The 17677-nt window shown below is 43.4% G+C and carries 16 protein-coding genes; 4 read left to right on the top strand and 12 right to left on the bottom strand.

The window, feature by feature from the left end:
• Window positions 1-104 precede the first annotated feature (104 nt).
• The 3 genes from B5F53_RS12815 to B5F53_RS12805 are packed head-to-tail and all read right to left on the bottom strand — an operon-like array spanning window position 105 to window position 3082.
• A complete protein-coding gene (locus tag B5F53_RS12815) occupies window positions 105-533 on the bottom strand; it encodes a DUF2752 domain-containing protein (RefSeq protein WP_087224044.1) in 429 nt (142 codons plus the stop codon).
• Window positions 530-1750 (bottom strand): aminotransferase class I/II-fold pyridoxal phosphate-dependent enzyme, encoded by a 1221-nt coding sequence (locus B5F53_RS12810; protein WP_087224041.1) that lies wholly within the window; start codon window positions 1748-1750, stop codon window positions 530-532. Before B5F53_RS12810 ends, B5F53_RS12815 begins: the two co-directional genes overlap by 4 nt.
• An 18-nt stretch (window positions 1751-1768) precedes the next feature.
• Window positions 1769-3082: a Na+/H+ antiporter NhaC family protein gene (locus B5F53_RS12805; protein WP_087224039.1), complete on the bottom strand. Its 1314-nt coding sequence runs from the start codon at window positions 3080-3082 to the stop codon at window positions 1769-1771.
• A gap of 275 nt (window positions 3083-3357) precedes the next feature.
• Here B5F53_RS12805 and gdhA point away from each other — a divergent pair, with 275 nt between their 5' ends.
• Entirely contained in the window at window positions 3358-4692 is a 1335-nt protein-coding gene (gdhA, locus tag B5F53_RS12800) for an NADP-specific glutamate dehydrogenase (RefSeq protein WP_087224037.1), read from the top strand.
• An 87-nt stretch (window positions 4693-4779) separates the two neighbouring features.
• Here gdhA and nrdR read toward each other — a convergent pair whose 3' ends face one another.
• Window positions 4780-5229 carry a transcriptional regulator NrdR gene (nrdR, locus tag B5F53_RS12795; protein ID WP_087224035.1) on the bottom strand — a complete coding sequence of 150 codons (450 nt, stop codon included), beginning with the start codon at window positions 5227-5229 and terminating at the stop codon, window positions 4780-4782.
• A gap of 190 nt (window positions 5230-5419) precedes the next feature.
• Here nrdR and B5F53_RS12790 point away from each other — a divergent pair, with 190 nt between their 5' ends.
• From B5F53_RS12790 to sigG, 3 genes are all read left to right on the top strand, one after another.
• The gene (locus B5F53_RS12790; RefSeq protein ID WP_087224033.1) at window positions 5420-5674 is read left to right on the top strand and encodes a YlmC/YmxH family sporulation protein; all 255 of its coding nucleotides are present in this window, start codon (window positions 5420-5422) and stop codon (window positions 5672-5674) included.
• 84 nt (window positions 5675-5758) lie between these two features.
• Entirely contained in the window at window positions 5759-6292 is a 534-nt protein-coding gene (locus B5F53_RS12785; protein ID WP_087224031.1) for a cysteine hydrolase family protein, read from the top strand.
• 145 nt (window positions 6293-6437) lie between these two features.
• Window positions 6438-7214 (top strand): RNA polymerase sporulation sigma factor SigG, encoded by a 777-nt coding sequence (gene sigG / locus B5F53_RS12780; RefSeq protein ID WP_087224029.1) that lies wholly within the window; start codon window positions 6438-6440, stop codon window positions 7212-7214.
• A 26-nt stretch (window positions 7215-7240) separates the two neighbouring features.
• On the opposite strand, the gene B5F53_RS12775 is transcribed toward sigG, so the two are convergent.
• The 8 genes from B5F53_RS12775 to pap form a co-directional block, all read right to left on the bottom strand.
• Entirely contained in the window at window positions 7241-7930 is a 690-nt protein-coding gene (locus tag B5F53_RS12775) for a response regulator transcription factor (protein WP_087224027.1), read from the bottom strand.
• Window positions 7908-9437: a histidine kinase gene (locus B5F53_RS12770; RefSeq protein ID WP_087224025.1), complete on the bottom strand. Its 1530-nt coding sequence runs from the start codon at window positions 9435-9437 to the stop codon at window positions 7908-7910. Before B5F53_RS12770 ends, B5F53_RS12775 begins: the two co-directional genes overlap by 23 nt.
• 42 nt (window positions 9438-9479) lie before the next feature.
• Window positions 9480-10814 (bottom strand): D-serine ammonia-lyase, encoded by a 1335-nt coding sequence (locus B5F53_RS12765; RefSeq protein ID WP_087224023.1) that lies wholly within the window; start codon window positions 10812-10814, stop codon window positions 9480-9482.
• A gap of 81 nt (window positions 10815-10895) precedes the next feature.
• The gene (gene glyA / locus B5F53_RS12760) at window positions 10896-12155 is read right to left on the bottom strand and encodes a serine hydroxymethyltransferase (RefSeq protein ID WP_087224021.1); all 1260 of its coding nucleotides are present in this window, start codon (window positions 12153-12155) and stop codon (window positions 10896-10898) included.
• 103 nt (window positions 12156-12258) lie between these two features.
• Window positions 12259-12990: a response regulator transcription factor gene (locus B5F53_RS12755; RefSeq protein WP_087224019.1), complete on the bottom strand. Its 732-nt coding sequence runs from the start codon at window positions 12988-12990 to the stop codon at window positions 12259-12261.
• A 4-nt stretch (window positions 12991-12994) separates the two neighbouring features.
• Complete coding sequence (locus B5F53_RS12750) at window positions 12995-14503, bottom strand: histidine kinase (protein ID WP_087224016.1); 1509 nt, start codon at window positions 14501-14503, stop codon at window positions 12995-12997.
• 149 nt (window positions 14504-14652) lie between these two features.
• A complete protein-coding gene (gene glyA / locus B5F53_RS12745) occupies window positions 14653-15933 on the bottom strand; it encodes a serine hydroxymethyltransferase (RefSeq protein ID WP_087224014.1) in 1281 nt (426 codons plus the stop codon).
• A gap of 177 nt (window positions 15934-16110) precedes the next feature.
• Complete coding sequence (gene pap, locus B5F53_RS12740) at window positions 16111-17586, bottom strand: polyphosphate:AMP phosphotransferase (protein WP_087224012.1); 1476 nt, start codon at window positions 17584-17586, stop codon at window positions 16111-16113.
• Window positions 17587-17677 lie beyond the last annotated feature (91 nt).

Below are 17677 nucleotides of genomic sequence, written 5' to 3'. Positions count from 1 at the left end.
TAATTTTCTCCGATAGAACTCCCTCCTCATTCCTGTTCGAGCAATGGAAAATTTCTCAACATTGTCATTATATCAGAATTTTTTCCAATGATCCAGCATTTCAATTAATTAAGGTTTAACAACTTGCCCAAAACAGAATCATTGTAGAAAATCATAGGTTCCTGATTGGGAAAATACACAATCATTCTGTATCCGTAATAGAGAATGGCAAGCCCTGCTGTTATATAAAATGCCTTTTTTATAAAGCTGCATCTGGAATCAAAAAAATATCGCTCTGTAAATCCTCCGGCCAGTAAAACAGGAATTGCATAAACAAATGCATGCATCCGGAATGCTTCTTTCAACTTTCCTTCCAGCAAAAGCATTCCGGCCCTGGAAATTCCGCAGCCCGGACAGGGGATCCCCCATAACCTGCGGATCGGACAGACTTCTCCTGTGATCAGGAGAAGTACAACCATGGCAATCCCCACAGCAAGAACTGCTTTTCCGTATTGCTTAATATCTGCTTTCAGTTTTTCCTTTAATTCTTTCATAATTTCTGCTGATATCCGCTTAAAAAGTCTCTGAGACTGTCAGCCGCTTTTTTAAGCTGACGGACATTGGGAAGATATACCACGCGGAAGTGATCCGGATTCGGCCAGTTAAATCCCTTTCCATGTACCAGAAGCACCTGTTTTTCCTTCAGGAAATCCAGGGCAAACTGCTCGTCATCCAGAATATGGAACTTCTCTGTATCAATTTTCGGGAAGATATAGAATGCTGCCTTTGGTTTTACCGCAGTAATTCCCGGTATATCTGTCAGTGCGTTATAAATATACTCCCTTTGTTCATAAATTCTTCCGCCTGGCTTAATGTATTCATTCACACTCTGGTATCCGCCCAGAGCCGTCTGCACGATAGACTGGGCCGGAACATTGGAACACAGACGCATGGAGGAAAGCATATTCAGCCCCTCAATATATCCTTTGGCCTGTTTTTTATTTCCGCTTAAAACCATCCATCCAATACGGAATCCGGCCACCATATGGGATTTGGAAAGTCCGGAAAAAGTTACACAGAAAACATCTTCTGCTAAAGATGCGATGGATATATGCCGGTAGTGATCCATGACCAGCCGGTCATAAATTTCATCTGAAAAAATAATTAATTCCTTTTCTCTTGCAACCTGAACAATCTGTTCCAGAATTTCTTTCGGATATACGGCTCCGGTAGGATTATTGGGATTGATGATTACAATAGCCTTTGTTTTATCTGTGATTTTACTGCGGATGTCGTCAAGATCCGGATACCATTCCGACTGTTCATCACACAGATAATGAACTACCTTTCCTCCTGCCAGTGTTGCCGTGGCCGTCCACAGAGGATAGTCAGGCGCCGGAATCAGAATTTCATCGCCGTCATTTAACAAGGCCTGCATACAGAGAGTAATCAGCTCGCTGACGCCGTTTCCTGTATAAATATCCGACATAGTAACTCCGGGAATCCCTCTTAGCTGACAGTACTGCATGATGGCCTTTCTGGCTGAAAAGATTCCCTTGGAATCTGAATATCCCTGGGAAGTCCTCACATTGCTGAGCATATCTAATATGACCTCCTGGGGGGCCGAGAAATCAAAGGGATAAGGATTTCCGATATTCAGTTTTAAAACTTCCATTCCATTTTCTTCCATCCGGGCCGCTTCATCTACCACAGGGCCCCGTACATCATATAATACATCGTTAAGCTTTTCAGATTTCTCAAATTTTCTCATAAATTTTCTCCTTCCCCTTTAAATATTCGGAGCTTTTCGATTCTTAATAAACAAAATAAATACCACCCCGCTGACCGCCATTAACATGGGGTAAATACAGTAGGGAATGATTTCATAAGGCGTTGTCCGGGTCAGGCTGGCCGCTGATAAAAGCTGGGCGCCATAGGGGATTAACCCCTGCCCTACAGAAGTAAACATATCCAGTAAAGAGGCAGAACGTCTGGGAGAAATTCCATATTCGTCGCTGATTTCTTTCGCTATGGGGCCAGCCATGACAATAGCAACTGTATTATTGGCCGTACACATATCCACCAGAACCGCTAAAAGAGCAATCCCCAGTTCTCCCCCTTTTTTACCTTTAATTCTGCTTTTAATAGACGTCAGAAGGAACTGAATGCCTCCCATCTCTTTTACCAGGGAAACGATGCAGGCCACCACAATGGAAATTACGGTAATATCATACATTCCCATAATTCCCCCGCTTCCGTCCGCACCAGATGCCACTACTTTAAAAATTTCCGCCAACCCAATGGAGCCGGAGGCAACACCTACAATAAGAGATAAAACAATCCCCGCTGCCAGAACCAAAAACACATTAAACCCAATGAGCGCTCCGATTAAAACCACCAGGTAGGGCAGTACCTTCCAGATACTGTAAGACATATCTCCTGAAGCTTCATACTGGATGTCGCTGGTCAGTACAAAAAAGATGATTATGGTTAAAATCGCCGCAGGCAAAACAATGATAAAGTTCTCCTTAAATTTATCTTTCATCTCACATCCCTGGGTTTTTACTGCTGCAATGGTGGTATCGGAAATCATAGACAGGTTGTCTCCGAACATGGCGCCGCACATTACCGCCCCGATGCAAACCGGCATCTCATATCCTGTCTTTTCGCTGATTCCCACAGCTATGGGAGCCAGGGCTGCAATGGTACCCATGGAGGTTCCCATGGATACGGAAATAAAGCATCCAATAATAAATAATCCTACCACAGCGGCGCCGGAAGGAAGCACGGAAAGTCCCAGATTCACCACACTGTCCACGCCCCCGGCGGCTGTCACTGCGCCGGAAAATCCGCCGGCTGCCAGGAAAATCAGACACATGGTTATAATATTGTCTTCCCCTACTCCCGTTGCAATTATGTGGATTTTCTCGTTGAAATTATGGCTTCGGTCCTGCAGAAAAGCCACAAACAAAGCAATCAGAAATCCCACAATTGCCGGCATGCTGTTAAAGTCTCCTGTAATAAAACCCGTTCCCAGAAATATTACCAGAAATACCACAATCGGAAGTAACGCAATCGCCCTTCCTTTCTTTTCTTTCGCCATCTTTCTCTTCTCCCTTTTCCGTTTATTTATACAGTATATAATCTCATATCGTTTCTTTTTAGGCAAGTAAATTTCTATTATTCTATAAAGAATCCGTAGTTCTTCTTGTTTGTTTTTATTAGATTTATCTAATTTTCCCTTAATTTTTCAGGAATTTTTCTGCAAAACCATACAAGGATCCGAATTTTTTCTTAGGAATATTTCATTTTTTTTCACTTTAGAGTATAATAGTACCGGAAAAAACCTTTGTGAAATCAAAGAGAAGGAGGGCAATTATGTCATACACAGAAGAGGTTTACGAAAGAGTCGTAGCACAAAACCCCAACGAACCGGAATTTCATCAGGCAGTAAAAGAAGTACTTGACTCTTTAGCAGTTGTAATTGATGCAAACGAGGAGGAATACCGCAGACTTTCTATTTTAGAGCGTCTTGTAGAACCTGAAAGAATCATTTCTTTCCGCGTACCCTGGGTAGATGACAATGGTAAGGTTCAGGTAAATAAAGGATACCGCGTACAGTTTAACAGCGCTATCGGACCATACAAGGGCGGTCTTCGTTTCCATCCGTCTGTAAACCAGAGCATCTTAAAATTCCTTGGATTCGAACAGATTTTCAAAAATTCCCTGACAGGACTTCCCATCGGAGGCGGCAAGGGTGGTTCAAACTTTGATCCAAAAGGTAAATCAGACAGAGAAGTTATGGCTTTCTGCCAGAGCTTCATGACAGAGCTTTCTAAATATATCGGCGCTGATCAGGACGTTCCTGCGGGCGACATCGGTGTAGGCGGACGTGAAATCGGATATTTATTCGGACAGTATAAAAAAGTACGCGGATTATATGAAGGCGTTTTAACCGGCAAAGGTCTTACTTTCGGCGGTTCTCTTATCCGTACTCAGGCTACCGGCTACGGCGTTGTTTACATCCTGAACGAGCTTTTAGCTGATCATAATATGTCTATCGACGGCAAAACTATCGTTGTTACAGGTTCCGGTAACGTTGCGATCTATGCTGCTGAAAAAGCAATGCAGTTAGGTGCAAAAGTTGTTGCCATGAACGATTCCAACGGCTACATCCATGATCCAAACGGCATTAATCTGGACGTTGTAAAAGATCTGAAAGAAGTAAAACGTGCAAGAATTAAAGAATATGCCGATTTAGTTCCAGGTTCTTCCTATACAGAGGGAACCGGCATCTGGACAATCCCCTGCGACATTTATCTGCCATGCGCCACTCAGAACGAGCTGGATCTGGAAGGTGCTAAAATCCTTGCAGGCAATGGCTGTAAAGTCGTTGTAGAAGGCGCTAATATGCCTACTACTTTAGAGGCTACTAACTACTTCCTGGACAACAACATTCTGTTTATCCCGGGAAAAGCTGCAAATGCCGGCGGCGTTGCTACTTCTGCACTGGAAATGTCTCAGAACTCCATGCGTTTAAGCTGGTCCGAGCAGGAAGTAGATGAAAGACTTCACAGAATTATGGTAGATATTTACCAGAAGATTTCAGAGGCTGCGAAACGTTACGATATGAAAGATAACTTCGTTATCGGAGCAAACATTGCAGGATTTGAAAAAGTTGTAGACGCTATGAAAGCACAGGGAATTGTTTAATTCCTGCTGACTGAGGCAAAAGAACAAAACAGGGGAACCGGTAACTTTCCAGCTACTGATTCCCCTGAATTTTTATCACAGGCTGTTTTATTTCAAAAACTTTTTCAGCTCATCCATAAAGGTATTCACGTCTTTAAACTCCCGGTATACAGAAGCAAACCGCACATAGGCAACCGCATCCAGTTCTTTTAAATGTTCCATTACCAGTTCTCCCACCTTTGTGCTTTCCACTTCTCTGTCTTCCAGGTTAAATATCTCGCTTTCAATGGCATCAATACATTCTTCGATCTTTTCCACAGGTATGGGTCTTTTGTAGCAGGCTCTCATAATTCCCGCCTCAATTTTCCCCCTGTCATACTGTTCCCGGCTCTGATCTTTTTTAATAATAACAAGAGGGATGGCTTCCACGCGTTCGTAGGTTGTAAACCTCTTTCCACATGAATCGCACATCCGGCGGCGGCGGATAGAATTTGTCTCTTCCACTGGTCTGGAATCTACAACTCTCGTATTATCTTTGTCGCAAAATGGACATCTCATCTTTGTATTTCCTCCCGTTTTCCGGTTTCAGGATACCCGCTCTCTCTTTGGCATCCCCGCTTTTTTTGTTTTAGTATACTGAATTCTGATTTTTAAGTCAATAAACTTCTGGTTCTGAAGCCTGCTTTTCCGGTATTTCTGGCATACTTTTGCCGGTTTCACATAGGATAAAGAAAAAAGCGTGCATTTTATGAGAATGTGTGATCTAAAACAAAAAGAGATTATTAATACCTGTACCTGCCGTTCCCTGGGCTGTCCCATTGATATTGAATTTGATCCCTGTACAGGAAAAATCTGCGCTCTGGTAGTTCCGGGACCCGCTAAAGCCTTCTGCTTTTTCGGCAGGGACAGCGAATTTGTCATCCCCTGGCAGTGCATCTGTCAGATTGGAGACGATATTATTCTGGTAGAAATCAAAGAAGAAAAATGTTTTCATAAAGATTAGCCTCTCTGCCTATCTTTTCTTGACGCGAAGGCCTGGCTGGAGTATGATAATCTGTAAATAAAACCAGAACGGGATGTGAAACTTATGAAAAAAATATTGATTGTTGTAGATATGCAGAAGGACTTTATTGACGGCTCTCTGGGCACTAAAGAGGCTCAGGCCATTGTAAAAAATGTGGAAACCAGGATTCAGACTTTCCAGGGAGACGTCTATTATACCCAGGACACCCACAGTGAAAATTATCCGGAAACCCAGGAAGGACGAATCCTTCCGGTGGTTCACTGTGTCAAAGGGACGGACGGATGGAAACTCCATCCGGAAATTCTCAAAGCCTGCGAAGACAAAGCTGCCGTTTCCGTTGAGAAATATACTTTTGGCTCCAAAGAACTTCCCGGGCTTCTTTCCGAAAAATATCCGGAAGGATTGGAGAGCATTACTCTGATTGGGCTTTGTACCGACATTTGCGTAATTTCCAACGCTCTTTTATTAAAGGCCTTTTTCCCGGAAACTCCTATGGAAGTGGACGCCTCCTGCTGCGCCGGAGTCTCTCCTGCAAGTCATCTGAATGCCCTTGAGGCCATGAAAATGTGTCAGATAAGCATCACCGGAGAAAATTAAAATTTCCGTTTTCAAAAGCCCTTGACATTTTTGCACAGGCGGTTGTCAAGGGCTTTTATTTTTTATATTTTCGGGGAATTCGTATAATTCAAGTTCATTGTGAGAATCATCTAAAATGTAAGATACGGACAGGAGGATGATAGCAATGGCAATAAACAAAGTGGAAATATGCGGAGTCAATACCTCGAAACTTCCTATCCTTACCGCTCAGGAAAAAGAAGAACTGTTTTCCCGCATCAGGCAGGGGGATATGGAGGCCAGAGAACTTTATATTAAAGGAAATCTGCGTCTGGTGTTAAGCGTGATTAAACGTTTTTCCAACAGCAATGAAAATGCCGACGATTTGTTCCAGATAGGATGTGTGGGATTAATTAAAGCGATTGATAACTTTGACACTACCTTAGATGTAAAGTTTTCCACCTACGCAGTCCCCATGATTATCGGAGAAATCCGCCGGTATTTAAGAGACAACAATTCCATCCGGGTCAGCCGTTCCTTAAGAGATATTGCTTACAAAGCAATTTATGCAAAAGAACATTTTATGAAAGAACACTCCAAAGAGCCGACAATTATGGAAATTGCCAGTGAAATCGGCATTGAAAAAGAGTTAATCGTCTATGCTTTAGATGCAATTCAAAACCCTGTCAGTCTATATGAACCTGTCTACACAGAAGGAGGCGACACCCTCTATGTAATGGATCAAATCAGCGACAAGAAAAACCGTGAGGAACACTGGGTAGAAAATCTGTCCCTTCAGGACGCCATTTCCCGTCTGAGTCCCAGGGAACAGCACATTATCCGTCTTCGCTTCTATGAAGGAAAAACCCAGATGGAAGTGGCCCAGGAAATCGGTATCTCCCAGGCCCAGGTCAGCCGGCTGGAAAAAAATGCCCTTCGCAGTATGAAACATCATCTGTCTTGAAGATACCGGCGGCGGACACTTCTTCCTTAAGCTTTCCGGAATTTCTGAAGATACGCCGCCGGCGTCTCATGCATATAGAGTTTAAAATTCTTATAAAAGTTATTCATATTCTGATATCCGACTTTCTCTGCTGCACCCTGGATCGAAAGCCGCTCTTCCTTCAGATACTGAGCCGCTTTCTGAACCCGGAGTTTATTAATATAGGATACAATCGTCATATTCATATGTTTTTTAAAAATCCGGGCCAGATGGCTCTCAGAACAAAATGTGTTCTTCGCCAGATCCTCCAGTTCTATTTTTTCCATATAATGGGTATGAATATACGTAAGCATAGAATTAACTGTTTCATTAGATGTAAAGTTCCATCCGATTGCCCGGGTAATTGCCTGCTGCAGCTGTTCCAGTTCAATGGGCTTGGAGATAATATCGCTGACTCCAAGACGCAGCGCTTTCTGGGCATACTGAAAAGAACCGTACGCGGTCATTACAATAATTTTTGTATTCTGAATTTTTTGAATTACCTCAAATCCATCCATGTATGGCATATGAATATCCATAAAAGCCAGTTCCGGTTTCTCTCTTTCAATTAAATCTAATGCGGTTTTTCCATTTTCCGCAGTCCCCACAATCTCAATCGGCAGATTTTCCGATTCAATAAAGTAACGGATGATTCCGTATGCCGCCTGTTCATCATCACAAATTACTGCCCGTACCATCTTCATTCTCCTTATTTACAATTTTATCCGGTATTTCGATGACAAATACAGTTCCTGTCTTTCTCTCAGAATTTATCTGAAACTGAAACTGCTCTCCGTAAATACTGTATAATTTGTGGTAAACCATGGACAATCCATGGCCGGTACTCCCCATCATTCCCTCATTGATTCTTTTGCATTGTGCTGCGTCTACTTCCCGTCCCGAATTTTTCACCTGGATTTTCACTCCATGTTCCATTTTCTCCGCAATGACAGAAAGGTATTTGGTATCTTCTTCCAGAAAGCCGTGGATAAACGCATTCTCCACAACCGGCTGCAGAAAATTAAAGGGTACGCGGCACTGCAGAATTTTTTCATCTGCCTGAAGCCGAATCACCAGTTTCTCTCCGTATCGGATTTTCTGCAGCTGCAGGTAGGCTTTGACATACTCCAGTTCTTTTCCCAGAGAGACTACCGCCTCCTGATTCCGCAAAGTATACTGAAACAGCTTTGACAGATCTAAAATGGAACGGTACAGATTTAAGTTTTTTCCCTCCAGAGCCATAGAAGCCATGCTGTTTAACGTATTAAAAAGAAAATGGTTATTAATTTTCAAATCTGTCATGGCGTACTCCGCATTTTTCAGATCCCGGATCAGCATCTGGTGAGATTTCTCTGTGTTGGAAATCTGAATTTCCCTCTGGGTTAATTCCTCCCGGTACTGCTGAAATTCGCAGTAATTACGAATAGCTTTGGCAATTTTCCGAAGGAGATTCCAGATACCGAGAGCCGTACTTTTCGGAACGTCATAAACTCCCTGGGGTCCCTGAACGCCTTCTTTGGACTGCAGAATATAGCCGCCCTGAATATGCCCCAGAAAATGAGAACGATAAAATATGGGTACGCAGAATACATCCATTCCATATGGGCAGGAAATGGTTACTTCTTTCCGGTAGTCTACAAAACTCTGAAGAACCATACAGGGACAGCGTCCCTGGTTTTCCAGAGGATGGCATTTTTTCGTGCAGAAACCGGAGTAGATTTTCCCCTGATTCACTGTATTTCCTGTTTTATCAAAAATGCAGTAAGTATAAGGAAGCGTTTCCAGAAACTGGGTACGGATGGCCTCTGTTGCCGTACATAAAAGGCGAACCTCTCCCTTGAAGTTTTCTTCCCCTTCGTCGTTTTCTTCTTCTGATTCAAATTCAGGTTCCATATCTATGGAAACCGTATTGGAAATCAGAAGATGCTGAAAGGGAATATTTCCCACATTAATCACTTCGTGGCGGATTCCCACAGGATATTGAAAGAATTTTCCGGCGGTTAGAATCACCTCTTCTCCGTCCACATAGGAAACTGCCTGGCCCTGGATAATATACAGCGCCTGTTCTTCATAGTGAATATGAGGGAACTGTCTGGCTCCCACATCCAGTGTGACAACTCCCATGTACATTCCATCACCGAATATGCCGCTTTTCCCGTCGTTCATCCATTCGATCTGTCCCCATGCTGTTTTCTGACACTTCATTGCCTCTTTACGCCTCCCTGCCCTTTCCTTTTTCTTTTGGAATTAATCCAGATAGGTATGCTTATATTTTTCTCTGATTTCTTCTGGTACCAGGCTGCCTCCTGTTGCCCACACAATATGGGATGCCTGTCCCATTTTTGCGGTCAGGTTTTCTTTTTCCATGTATTCCTGCATCTCCTTTCCCGGCAGTCCGGTCAGTCCCTGAAAAGCGGCGCAGGCGCTTGGCTCCAGAAAAATATCTTCTGCCTCCAGGAGATCTCTCATATAATTATACAATTTTTTATCCGCTACTGTAAACTCCCCGCTTAATAAAGGTTCCATTACGCCTCCCACAAATCCGGACGGCCGTCCAACTGCCAGTCCGTCTGCATGGGTCTGGCCGGTTAATCCTATATCCTGAACAGATATGTCACTGTTTAATCCGCTTGCCATCCCCACCAGCATACAGGGAGCCTGTGTAGGCTCTACAAAGAAACAATGCACGTAATCTCCGAACATGTGCTTCAGTCCGAAGGTAATTCCACCCGGAGCGCCTCCTACTCCACAGGGAATATAGACGAACAGCGGATGATCTTCATCTGCAGAAACCTCTTTTTCTTTTAACTGTCCCACCAGCCGTTTCGCCGCAACAGCATATCCCAGAAACAGATTTCTTGAATTCTCATCATCTACAAAATAACTGTAGGGGTTGGCGTCTGACTGCTTTCTTCCATTTTTCACTGCTTCGCTGTAGTCTGACTCATATTCTACCACCGTCACCTGATGGCTCCTCAGGAGATCCTTCTTCCATTGTTTGGCATCTGCCGACATATGAACAATCACTTCATAGCCGATGGCCGCGCTCATAATCCCGATGCTCATCCCCAGATTTCCTGTGGATCCCACCTGGATGGTATATTTACTGAAAAATTCCCGGCATTCAGGTTCGGCCAGCTTTGCATAAGAATCTCCCGGTGCAAGCAGTCCATGTTCCAGAGCCAGATCTTCCGTATGCTTTAAAACTTCATAAATACCGCCTCTTGCTTTTACGGAGCCTGCAATAGCCAGATGGCTGTCCTGTTTCAGCAGCAGTCTTCCCTCCAGACCGCACTGATATTTCTGATTCATTTTTTCCTTCATCTGCGGAATTTCTGTCAGTACAGATTCGATAATTCCGTTTCTGTCTTCTGTTTCCGGAAAACACTTCATAATAAACGGAGCAAATCTTTCCAGACGTCTTTCGGCGTCTTCAATATCCGCCATGGTCAGCTCACTGTTTTCTTTCGCATCCGAAAACGGAATTTTATGAGGATTTATCCAGGCAACTTCTTTTTCCTCCCCAATCTCTTTCAGCAGGGGAACTTTTTTCATTAATTCCTCCAGTAATTCTTTCTGCATATTTTTTCATCCGCCTTTCCTTTTTTATTTCAAGAGCAGAAGGGGCTGTCTGCAACAGCCCCTCCTGATTTTTATCAATTATTAATTTTCGTCAAAAGCTCCTGCCGGATACAGAGGGAATTTGCTGATTAAAGCTTCTGCCTTTGCTTTGCAGGCTGCCAGGTTTGCCTCATCCTCCGGAGCATTTGCAACTTGATTCATAATCGCTGCAATTTCCTTGATTTCCGGTTCTTTTAATCCTCTCTGGGTAACGGCTGTCAGACCAATCCGGACGCCGCTGGTTACCCCTGGTTTCTCCGGATCAAAGGGAACCATGTTTTTATTTACAGTAATTCCCACTGCATCCAGAGCGTTCTGGAAGGTCTTTCCTGTAATCTTCTTATTTCTTAAGTCTGCAACCAGAAGATGATTGTCCGTTCCACCGCTTACAATGCGGAATCCGTAATTTGTCAGCTCCTGGGCCAGGCATTTTGCATTGGCAACTACCTGCTCCATAATTGCTTTAAATTCATCGCTTGCAGCATATTTAAAGGACCAGCATTTCGCTGCCATGGTATGTAACTGGATAGAGCCCAGAGCGCCCGGGAAAGTTCCTTTATCCAGTAATTTTGCATGCTCTTTCTTACAGAATACCATACCGCTTCTGGCGCTGCAGAAGGTCTTGGTGGTGGAAGAAGTAACAAAATCTGCATAAGGAATGGGGCTTGGAATCACGCCTGCAGCCACAAGGCCTGCAATGTGCGCCATATCTACCATAAAGTAAGCGCCTACTTCTTTCGCCACTTTTGCAATTCTTTCATAGTCGATCAGACGGGAATAAGAACTTGCGCCGGCGATAATCAGTTTCGGCTGATATTCTTTTGCTTTTGCTTCCAGAGCGTCATAATCAATCAGTTCTGTCTCCGGATCCATTGCATAAAATTCAAAATGATAAATCTTGCTTACCCAGTTAGCCGGTGAACCATGGGTCAGATGTCCGCCCTGATCCAGACGCATACTTAAAACTTTGTCGCCTGGTTTCAAAACAGCCGCAAAAACACTGTAGTTTGCTGTGGAACCGGAATAAGACTGAATATTCGCATGTTCTGCATGGAAAAGTTCTTTCGCTCTTTCCACTGCCAGAGTCTCTACCTTATCCGCCACATGAGAACCTGCCTGGAAACGTGCTCCCGGATAACCTTCCAGCGTCTTGTTTGTAAATACGCTTCCGGATAATTCCATAACAGCCAGCGGGGCTGTACTTTCGGATGCGATCATTTCGATATTATGCTCCTGACGGCTTAATTCTTCATCTACTAATTCTGCCAGCATGGGGTCTGTCTGTCTTGTAACTTTTAACATAATCCTTCTCCTCTCTGAAACGAAATAACTGCTTTCTTTTGTTGAATGTATTATCTCATTTTCTCTTTCCGGATTCTATGATCCCCATTGACAGATTCTTTATCTATTTTGACCAACCTTCCTCCTCCGTATCCGTGGATAATCTGTGATTTCTGCCAAATTTCTGCACATAAACCGCTGGTGTATCATTCATATAGAGTTTAAAATACTTGTAAAAGTTATTCAGATTCTGGTAGCCTACCAGTTCGGCTATCTCCTGAATAGAGTTTTCCTGTTCCCTCAGAAGATTTACCGCCGCCTCGATTCGGATTTTATGAACATAGGACATAATTGTCATTCCCACATGTTTCTTAAACTGATGGGCCAGATGGCTCTGAGTACAGTAGGCAATCTGCGCCAGTGTGTCCAGATCGATTTTCTGATTATAGTTTTTATGAATGTACTCCAGCACACAGTTAATAGTTTTGTTCCCCGTGAAATTCCATCCTACCGCTCGGGTCACTGCACTTTTCAGCTGGGCAAGTTCGATGGGTTTTAAGATAATGTCACAGGCGCCCAGACGCAGCGCTCTCTGTGCATATTCAAAGGAATCATATGCCGTTACAATGATCACTTTCGTGTCTCTGATTCTTTTCATCACCTCAAATCCGTCCATAAAAGGCATTTGAATATCCATAAAAACAAGGTTCGGCTTTTCCCTGGAAATCAGCTCCAGAGCCTGGTTTCCGTCTTCTGCTGTCCCTACAATTTCAATGGGTAAATTCTCGTTTTCGATAAAATGCCGGATAATATTTAATGCTGCCTTTTCGTCATCACAAATCACTGCCCGAATCATCTTCTTAGTCTCCTCTCTTTTGCGGATTCAGGGGAAAGGCAATCCTTACCCTCGTCTTTTGCTCCTTATCAGATAAAATCTCCATCTGAAAATTTTTATCATAGACTGACTGCAGTTTATTCCTTACCATGGACAATCCATGGGCCACTTTTCCCATAATTCTCTGATTAATAGAATAGCATTCCCTGGCGCTTAGTACCGTTCCCGTATTCGTAATTAAAATCTCCATACTCTCTTCCCGTCTGTGTATATGAATCTCCAGACGCTTCTCTTCCTTTCCCTGAAAGCCATGGACAAATGCATTTTCGGCAACCGGCTGTAAAAAATTAAACGGCACCTTACAGGAATACAGCCTTTCGTCAATATCGTAGGTTATATGAAGCTGCTCTCCATACCGGAGTTTCTGCAGTTTCAGATATGCCTGTAAATACTCGATTTCTTTTCTCAGAGGTACCAGCATCCCTCTGTTTTTTAAATTATAATGAAACAGTTTTGATAAATCTACAATGGATTCATAAAGAGGCGTCACCCCGCCGTCCAGAGCCATAGCTGCCATACTGTTCAACGTATTAAACAGGAAATGATTGCTAATCTTCAGATCTGTCATTTCTGATTTCACATCTTTTAAATCTTTCACCAGCATCCTCTGGGATTGCCTGCTGTGGAATAATTCTGCCTCTCTTTCTTCCAGTTCTATCCGGTACTGCTCAAATTCGCAGTAGTTTTTAACCGCTTTTGCTATTCTTCGAAGCAGGTTTTTAATCCCTATTGCCGTGCTTTCCGGAGTATCATAGATTTCCATATCCGGTTTATTTCCGTATTGAGACTGCCAGATATAGCCGCCCTGAATATAACCCAGAAAATGCTTTTCATCAATCAGGGGAATACTGAAAATCTCAATACCGTGGGGACAAAAGAACGTCTTTTCCTGCTGGAACTGTTCGATCTGATCCGTAAGCATACATTCGCACATCCCGTCGTGTGCTGCCGGATCACAGATTTGTGTACAATACGCAGGAAACGTTTTGCTTTGAGAAATCCGGTTTCCATTTCCGTCAAAAATCACATAAGGGTACCTGAGCGTCTCCAGAAACTGCGTCCGAATGGCTTCCACTGCAATATATAACTGCCCCGTCTGCCTGTCCAGAAGTCCGGTTCCTTCTATCCACTTTTTCTTTTTGTCTTTTACAAATTCCTCCAGTGTTGCGTTTTCTGAACTGGAAATCATCAAATGAACAAACGGTACATTTCCAATATTGTATGCTTCATGGACCACACCCATAGGCCAGTGGTAAAAATTTCCCGGTTTCATGGTAATTTCTTTCCCGTCTATATAGGCAACCGCCTGTCCCTGCACTACATAGTTTACCTGTTCATCGTAATGTTTATGCGGGGGATGATTGGCTCCTGTCTCTAAAACTACCAGTCCCACATTCAAACCCTGTATGAATATGCCGCCGGCCTCATTTTCCATCCACTCAATATGGCCCCAGTCTGTCTTTTGTATTCTCATGCTGCTGTCTGTGAAGCTTAGAAACTTCTGCTCCTTTCTGTCTGCCTAATGTCCTGGAATATTTATGTTCTTTCAGTTTACAGAAAAGAAAATTCCTTGTCAAATAGGAAATACCGCCACAGTTCATGGCGGTATTTCAGAGGGGCAATTTATCTATGGAATTTACTTGTCTGCTTAATCACTGAAAGTCCAGCCGGATATAAAGGAAACTTTGCAATTAAAGCTTCTGCTTTTGCTTTGCAGGCTGCCAGATTTGCTTCGTCCTCCGGAGCATTTGCAACCTGATTCATAATCGCTGCAATTTCTTTGATTTCCGGTTCTTTTAATCCTCTCTGGGTAACGGCTGTCAGGCCAATCCGGACGCCGCTGGTTACCCCTGGTTTCTCCGGATCAAAGGGAACCATATTTTTGTTTACAGTAATTCCCACTGCATCCAGAGCGTTCTGGAAGGTCTTTCCTGTAATCTTCTTGTTTCTTAAGTCTGCAACCAGAAGATGATTGTCCGTTCCGCCGCTTACAATGCGGAATCCGTAATTTGTCAGCTCCTGAGCCAGGCATTTCGCATTGGCAACTACCTGCTTCATAATTGCCTTGAATTCATCGCTTGCCGCATATTTAAAGGACCAGCATTTCGCTGCCATGGTATTTAAGTGCATGGACCCCAGAGCTCCCGGGAAAGTACCTTTCTTCAGAAGTTTTTCATGTTCTTTTTTGCAGAATACCATACCGCTTCTGGCTCCGCAGAAGGTCTTTGTGGTGGAAGAACTTACAAAATCTGCATAAGGAATAGGGCTTGGAATCACACCTGCAGCCACAAGGCCTGCAATGTGTGCCATATCTACCATGAAATAAGCTCCCACTTCTTTGGCAATTTTGGAAATTCTCTCATAATCAATTAACCGGGAATAGGAACTTGCGCCGGCAATAATCAGTTTCGGCTGAAATTCTTTTGCCTTGGCTTCCATTCCGTCATAATCAATTAATTCTGTTTCTTTATCAATGGAGTAAAATTCAAAGTTATAAATTTTGCTTACCCAGTTGGCGGGTGAACCATGAGTCAGATGTCCTCCCTGGTCTAAGCGCATACTTAAAATCTTATCTCCCGGCTCCAGAATAGACGCATATATGCTATAGTTAGCAGTTGAGCCGGAATAGGACTGGATATTGGCGCAGTCTGCTCCGAAAAGAGCCTTTGCACGTTCACACGCCAGATTTTCCAGCTTGTCTGCCACATGAGAACCTGCCTGGAAACGGGCGCCCGGATAACCTTCCAGTGTCTTATTGGTAAAAACGGATCCTGATAATTCCATAACAGGAAGGGGGGCTGTACTCTCGGAGGCAATCATTTCAATATTATGTTCCTGGCGATCCAGCTCCTCATCTACCAATGCCGCAACTTCCGGGTCTGTCTTTCTCGTTTCTTTTAACATATATCCTTCTCCTCTCCTAAGTTTATTCTTTCTGAAAATACCCTTCGGGAAAAGACTGTTTTCTTTTCCCTTCCGTTCTATTATACCTTTCTGCTTCTCAATTCGGTATTCCCGGGTTTGTCGTATTTTTTATCAATTTTGTTTTTTATACCTGTTTCCTGTAATCTGACAGAATAATCAGTCGTCCAGCACTTTTTTCAGGGTTTTTATTACAATTTTCAGAGCTTTTATCCGGGCGTATTTCTTGTCCACCGATTCCAGTACATACCATGGGGCATACGTTGTGCTTGTCTTCTGTATCATTTCATTTACCGCCTCTTCATAGGCATCCCATTTCTCTCGGTTTCTCCAGTCTTCATCTGTAATCTTCCACCGTTTCTCCGGAGTATTCTGACGAAGAGTAAAGCGCTCCAGTTGGGTATCCTTATCTATTTGTACCCAGAATTTAAAAATAACGGCGCCCCAGTCGGACAGCTCTTTTTCAAATTCGTTCATTTCATTATAGGCCCGTTTCCAGTCATTTTCGCTGCAGAAGCCCTCCAGACGTTCTACCATGACGCGGCCATACCAGCTTCTGTCAAATATGGCTATATGACCGGTCTTGGGAAGGCGGGTCCAGAATCGCCAGAGATAATGGCGGGCCTTTTCATAGGGCTGGGGACTGGCAATGGGGTGCACTTCGTACCCTCTGGGATCCAGAGCTTCTGTAATTCTTTTGATATTTCCTCCTTTTCCCGCTGCATCCCAGCCTTCATAGACAATCACCACCGGTACCTTTTTCCGGTAAAGGCGGTTATGCAGTTCTCCCAGCTCTTTCTGCAGTTTCTTCAGTTCTTCTTTATACTCGTCTTCCGGAATTTCTTTTCCTTCCAGAGGAATTTCATTTAAAAGAGGCATTTTTTTAAGCTCAAAAGGATTCTGTAAAATAGGAACTGCCAGACTCTGATTCTGCAGAGCGACTTTTATCTGCTGGATTAACGTCTCCATAACCTGAAGCTGCGCCCATTTCTTCTCCTGTGCGTCCACAATATACCAAGGGGCAGAAGACGTATTGGTATCATTCATGAATTTTTCAAAATAGTCCGTACATTTATCATAATTTTCATTCTGCCATTTGTCATATTCGCTGATTCTCCACTGGGTGTCTTCCTGGCTGTAAAGTCCTTCCAGCCGTTTTTTCTGTTCTTTTTCTGTAATCTGGAAGAAATACTTTACAAGGAGGTAGCCGTTATCTGTTAATTGCCGTTCAAACCGTTTCACACTTTCTATTCTCAGCTTATAGGCTTTTTTATCCAGGCTGCCTTCCGCCCTTTCTTTTACCGTCTGTTCCATCCATCCTCCGTCAAAGAAGGTGAATCTTCCCGCTTCCGGAATCTGGATGAAATACCGGTATAAAAAGGGTTTCCTCAATTCTTCCTGGGTAGGAGCAGACACCACTGCCACATTGAAAAATCTGGGATCAATGTATTTGATAATTTTCCCAATCAGACTTCCCTTCCCTGCTGCTCCCCATCCTTCAATCAGAACACATACGGGTACCTTATGGTTTTTAATCTCCATCTGAAGAGCAAACAGTTCTTCTCCCGCTTTTTTCAGCCGCTCTTTGATTTCCTCTTTCGATGGGCGCTCCGGCAAATTCATGTTCCTTAACATACTCTTATACCTTCCTTTCCTTTTCTTATAGTTTCCCCCAACTATTACTTCTATTTTACTCTTATTTTCACCAATTAGAAAGAGAAAGTAT

Origin of the sequence: Blautia sp. An249, assembly GCF_002159835.1 — a bacterium.
GTDB lineage: Bacteria > Bacillota > Clostridia > Lachnospirales > Lachnospiraceae > Blautia_A > Blautia_A avistercoris.
Note: the sequence above shows the minus strand (reverse complement) of the source record. Positions and strands in the feature narration are given on the sequence as shown.

What these genes read in the sequence shown, in the direction of transcription:
- B5F53_RS12815 (WP_087224044.1), bottom strand. Translation starts at nt 533, where the DNA reads ATGAAAGAATTAAAGGAAAAACTGAAAGCAGATATTAAGCAATACGGA.
- B5F53_RS12810 (WP_087224041.1), bottom strand. Translation starts at nt 1,750, where the DNA reads ATGAGAAAATTTGAGAAATCTGAAAAGCTTAACGATGTATTATATGAT.
- B5F53_RS12805 (WP_087224039.1), bottom strand. Translation starts at nt 3,082, where the DNA reads ATGGCGAAAGAAAAGAAAGGAAGGGCGATTGCGTTACTTCCGATTGTG.
- gdhA (WP_087224037.1), top strand. Translation starts at nt 3,358, where the DNA reads ATGTCATACACAGAAGAGGTTTACGAAAGAGTCGTAGCACAAAACCCC.
- nrdR (WP_087224035.1), bottom strand. Translation starts at nt 5,229, where the DNA reads ATGAGATGTCCATTTTGCGACAAAGATAATACGAGAGTTGTAGATTCC.
- B5F53_RS12790 (WP_087224033.1), top strand. Translation starts at nt 5,420, where the DNA reads ATGAGAATGTGTGATCTAAAACAAAAAGAGATTATTAATACCTGTACC.
- B5F53_RS12785 (WP_087224031.1), top strand. Translation starts at nt 5,759, where the DNA reads ATGAAAAAAATATTGATTGTTGTAGATATGCAGAAGGACTTTATTGAC.
- sigG (WP_087224029.1), top strand. Translation starts at nt 6,438, where the DNA reads ATGGCAATAAACAAAGTGGAAATATGCGGAGTCAATACCTCGAAACTT.
- B5F53_RS12775 (WP_087224027.1), bottom strand. Translation starts at nt 7,930, where the DNA reads ATGGTACGGGCAGTAATTTGTGATGATGAACAGGCGGCATACGGAATC.
- B5F53_RS12770 (WP_087224025.1), bottom strand. Translation starts at nt 9,437, where the DNA reads ATGAAGTGTCAGAAAACAGCATGGGGACAGATCGAATGGATGAACGAC.
- B5F53_RS12765 (WP_087224023.1), bottom strand. Translation starts at nt 10,814, where the DNA reads ATGCAGAAAGAATTACTGGAGGAATTAATGAAAAAAGTTCCCCTGCTG.
- glyA (WP_087224021.1), bottom strand. Translation starts at nt 12,155, where the DNA reads ATGTTAAAAGTTACAAGACAGACAGACCCCATGCTGGCAGAATTAGTA.
- B5F53_RS12755 (WP_087224019.1), bottom strand. Translation starts at nt 12,990, where the DNA reads ATGATTCGGGCAGTGATTTGTGATGACGAAAAGGCAGCATTAAATATT.
- B5F53_RS12750 (WP_087224016.1), bottom strand. Translation starts at nt 14,503, where the DNA reads ATGAGAATACAAAAGACAGACTGGGGCCATATTGAGTGGATGGAAAAT.
- glyA (WP_087224014.1), bottom strand. Translation starts at nt 15,933, where the DNA reads ATGTTAAAAGAAACGAGAAAGACAGACCCGGAAGTTGCGGCATTGGTA.
- pap (WP_087224012.1), bottom strand. Translation starts at nt 17,586, where the DNA reads ATGTTAAGGAACATGAATTTGCCGGAGCGCCCATCGAAAGAGGAAATC.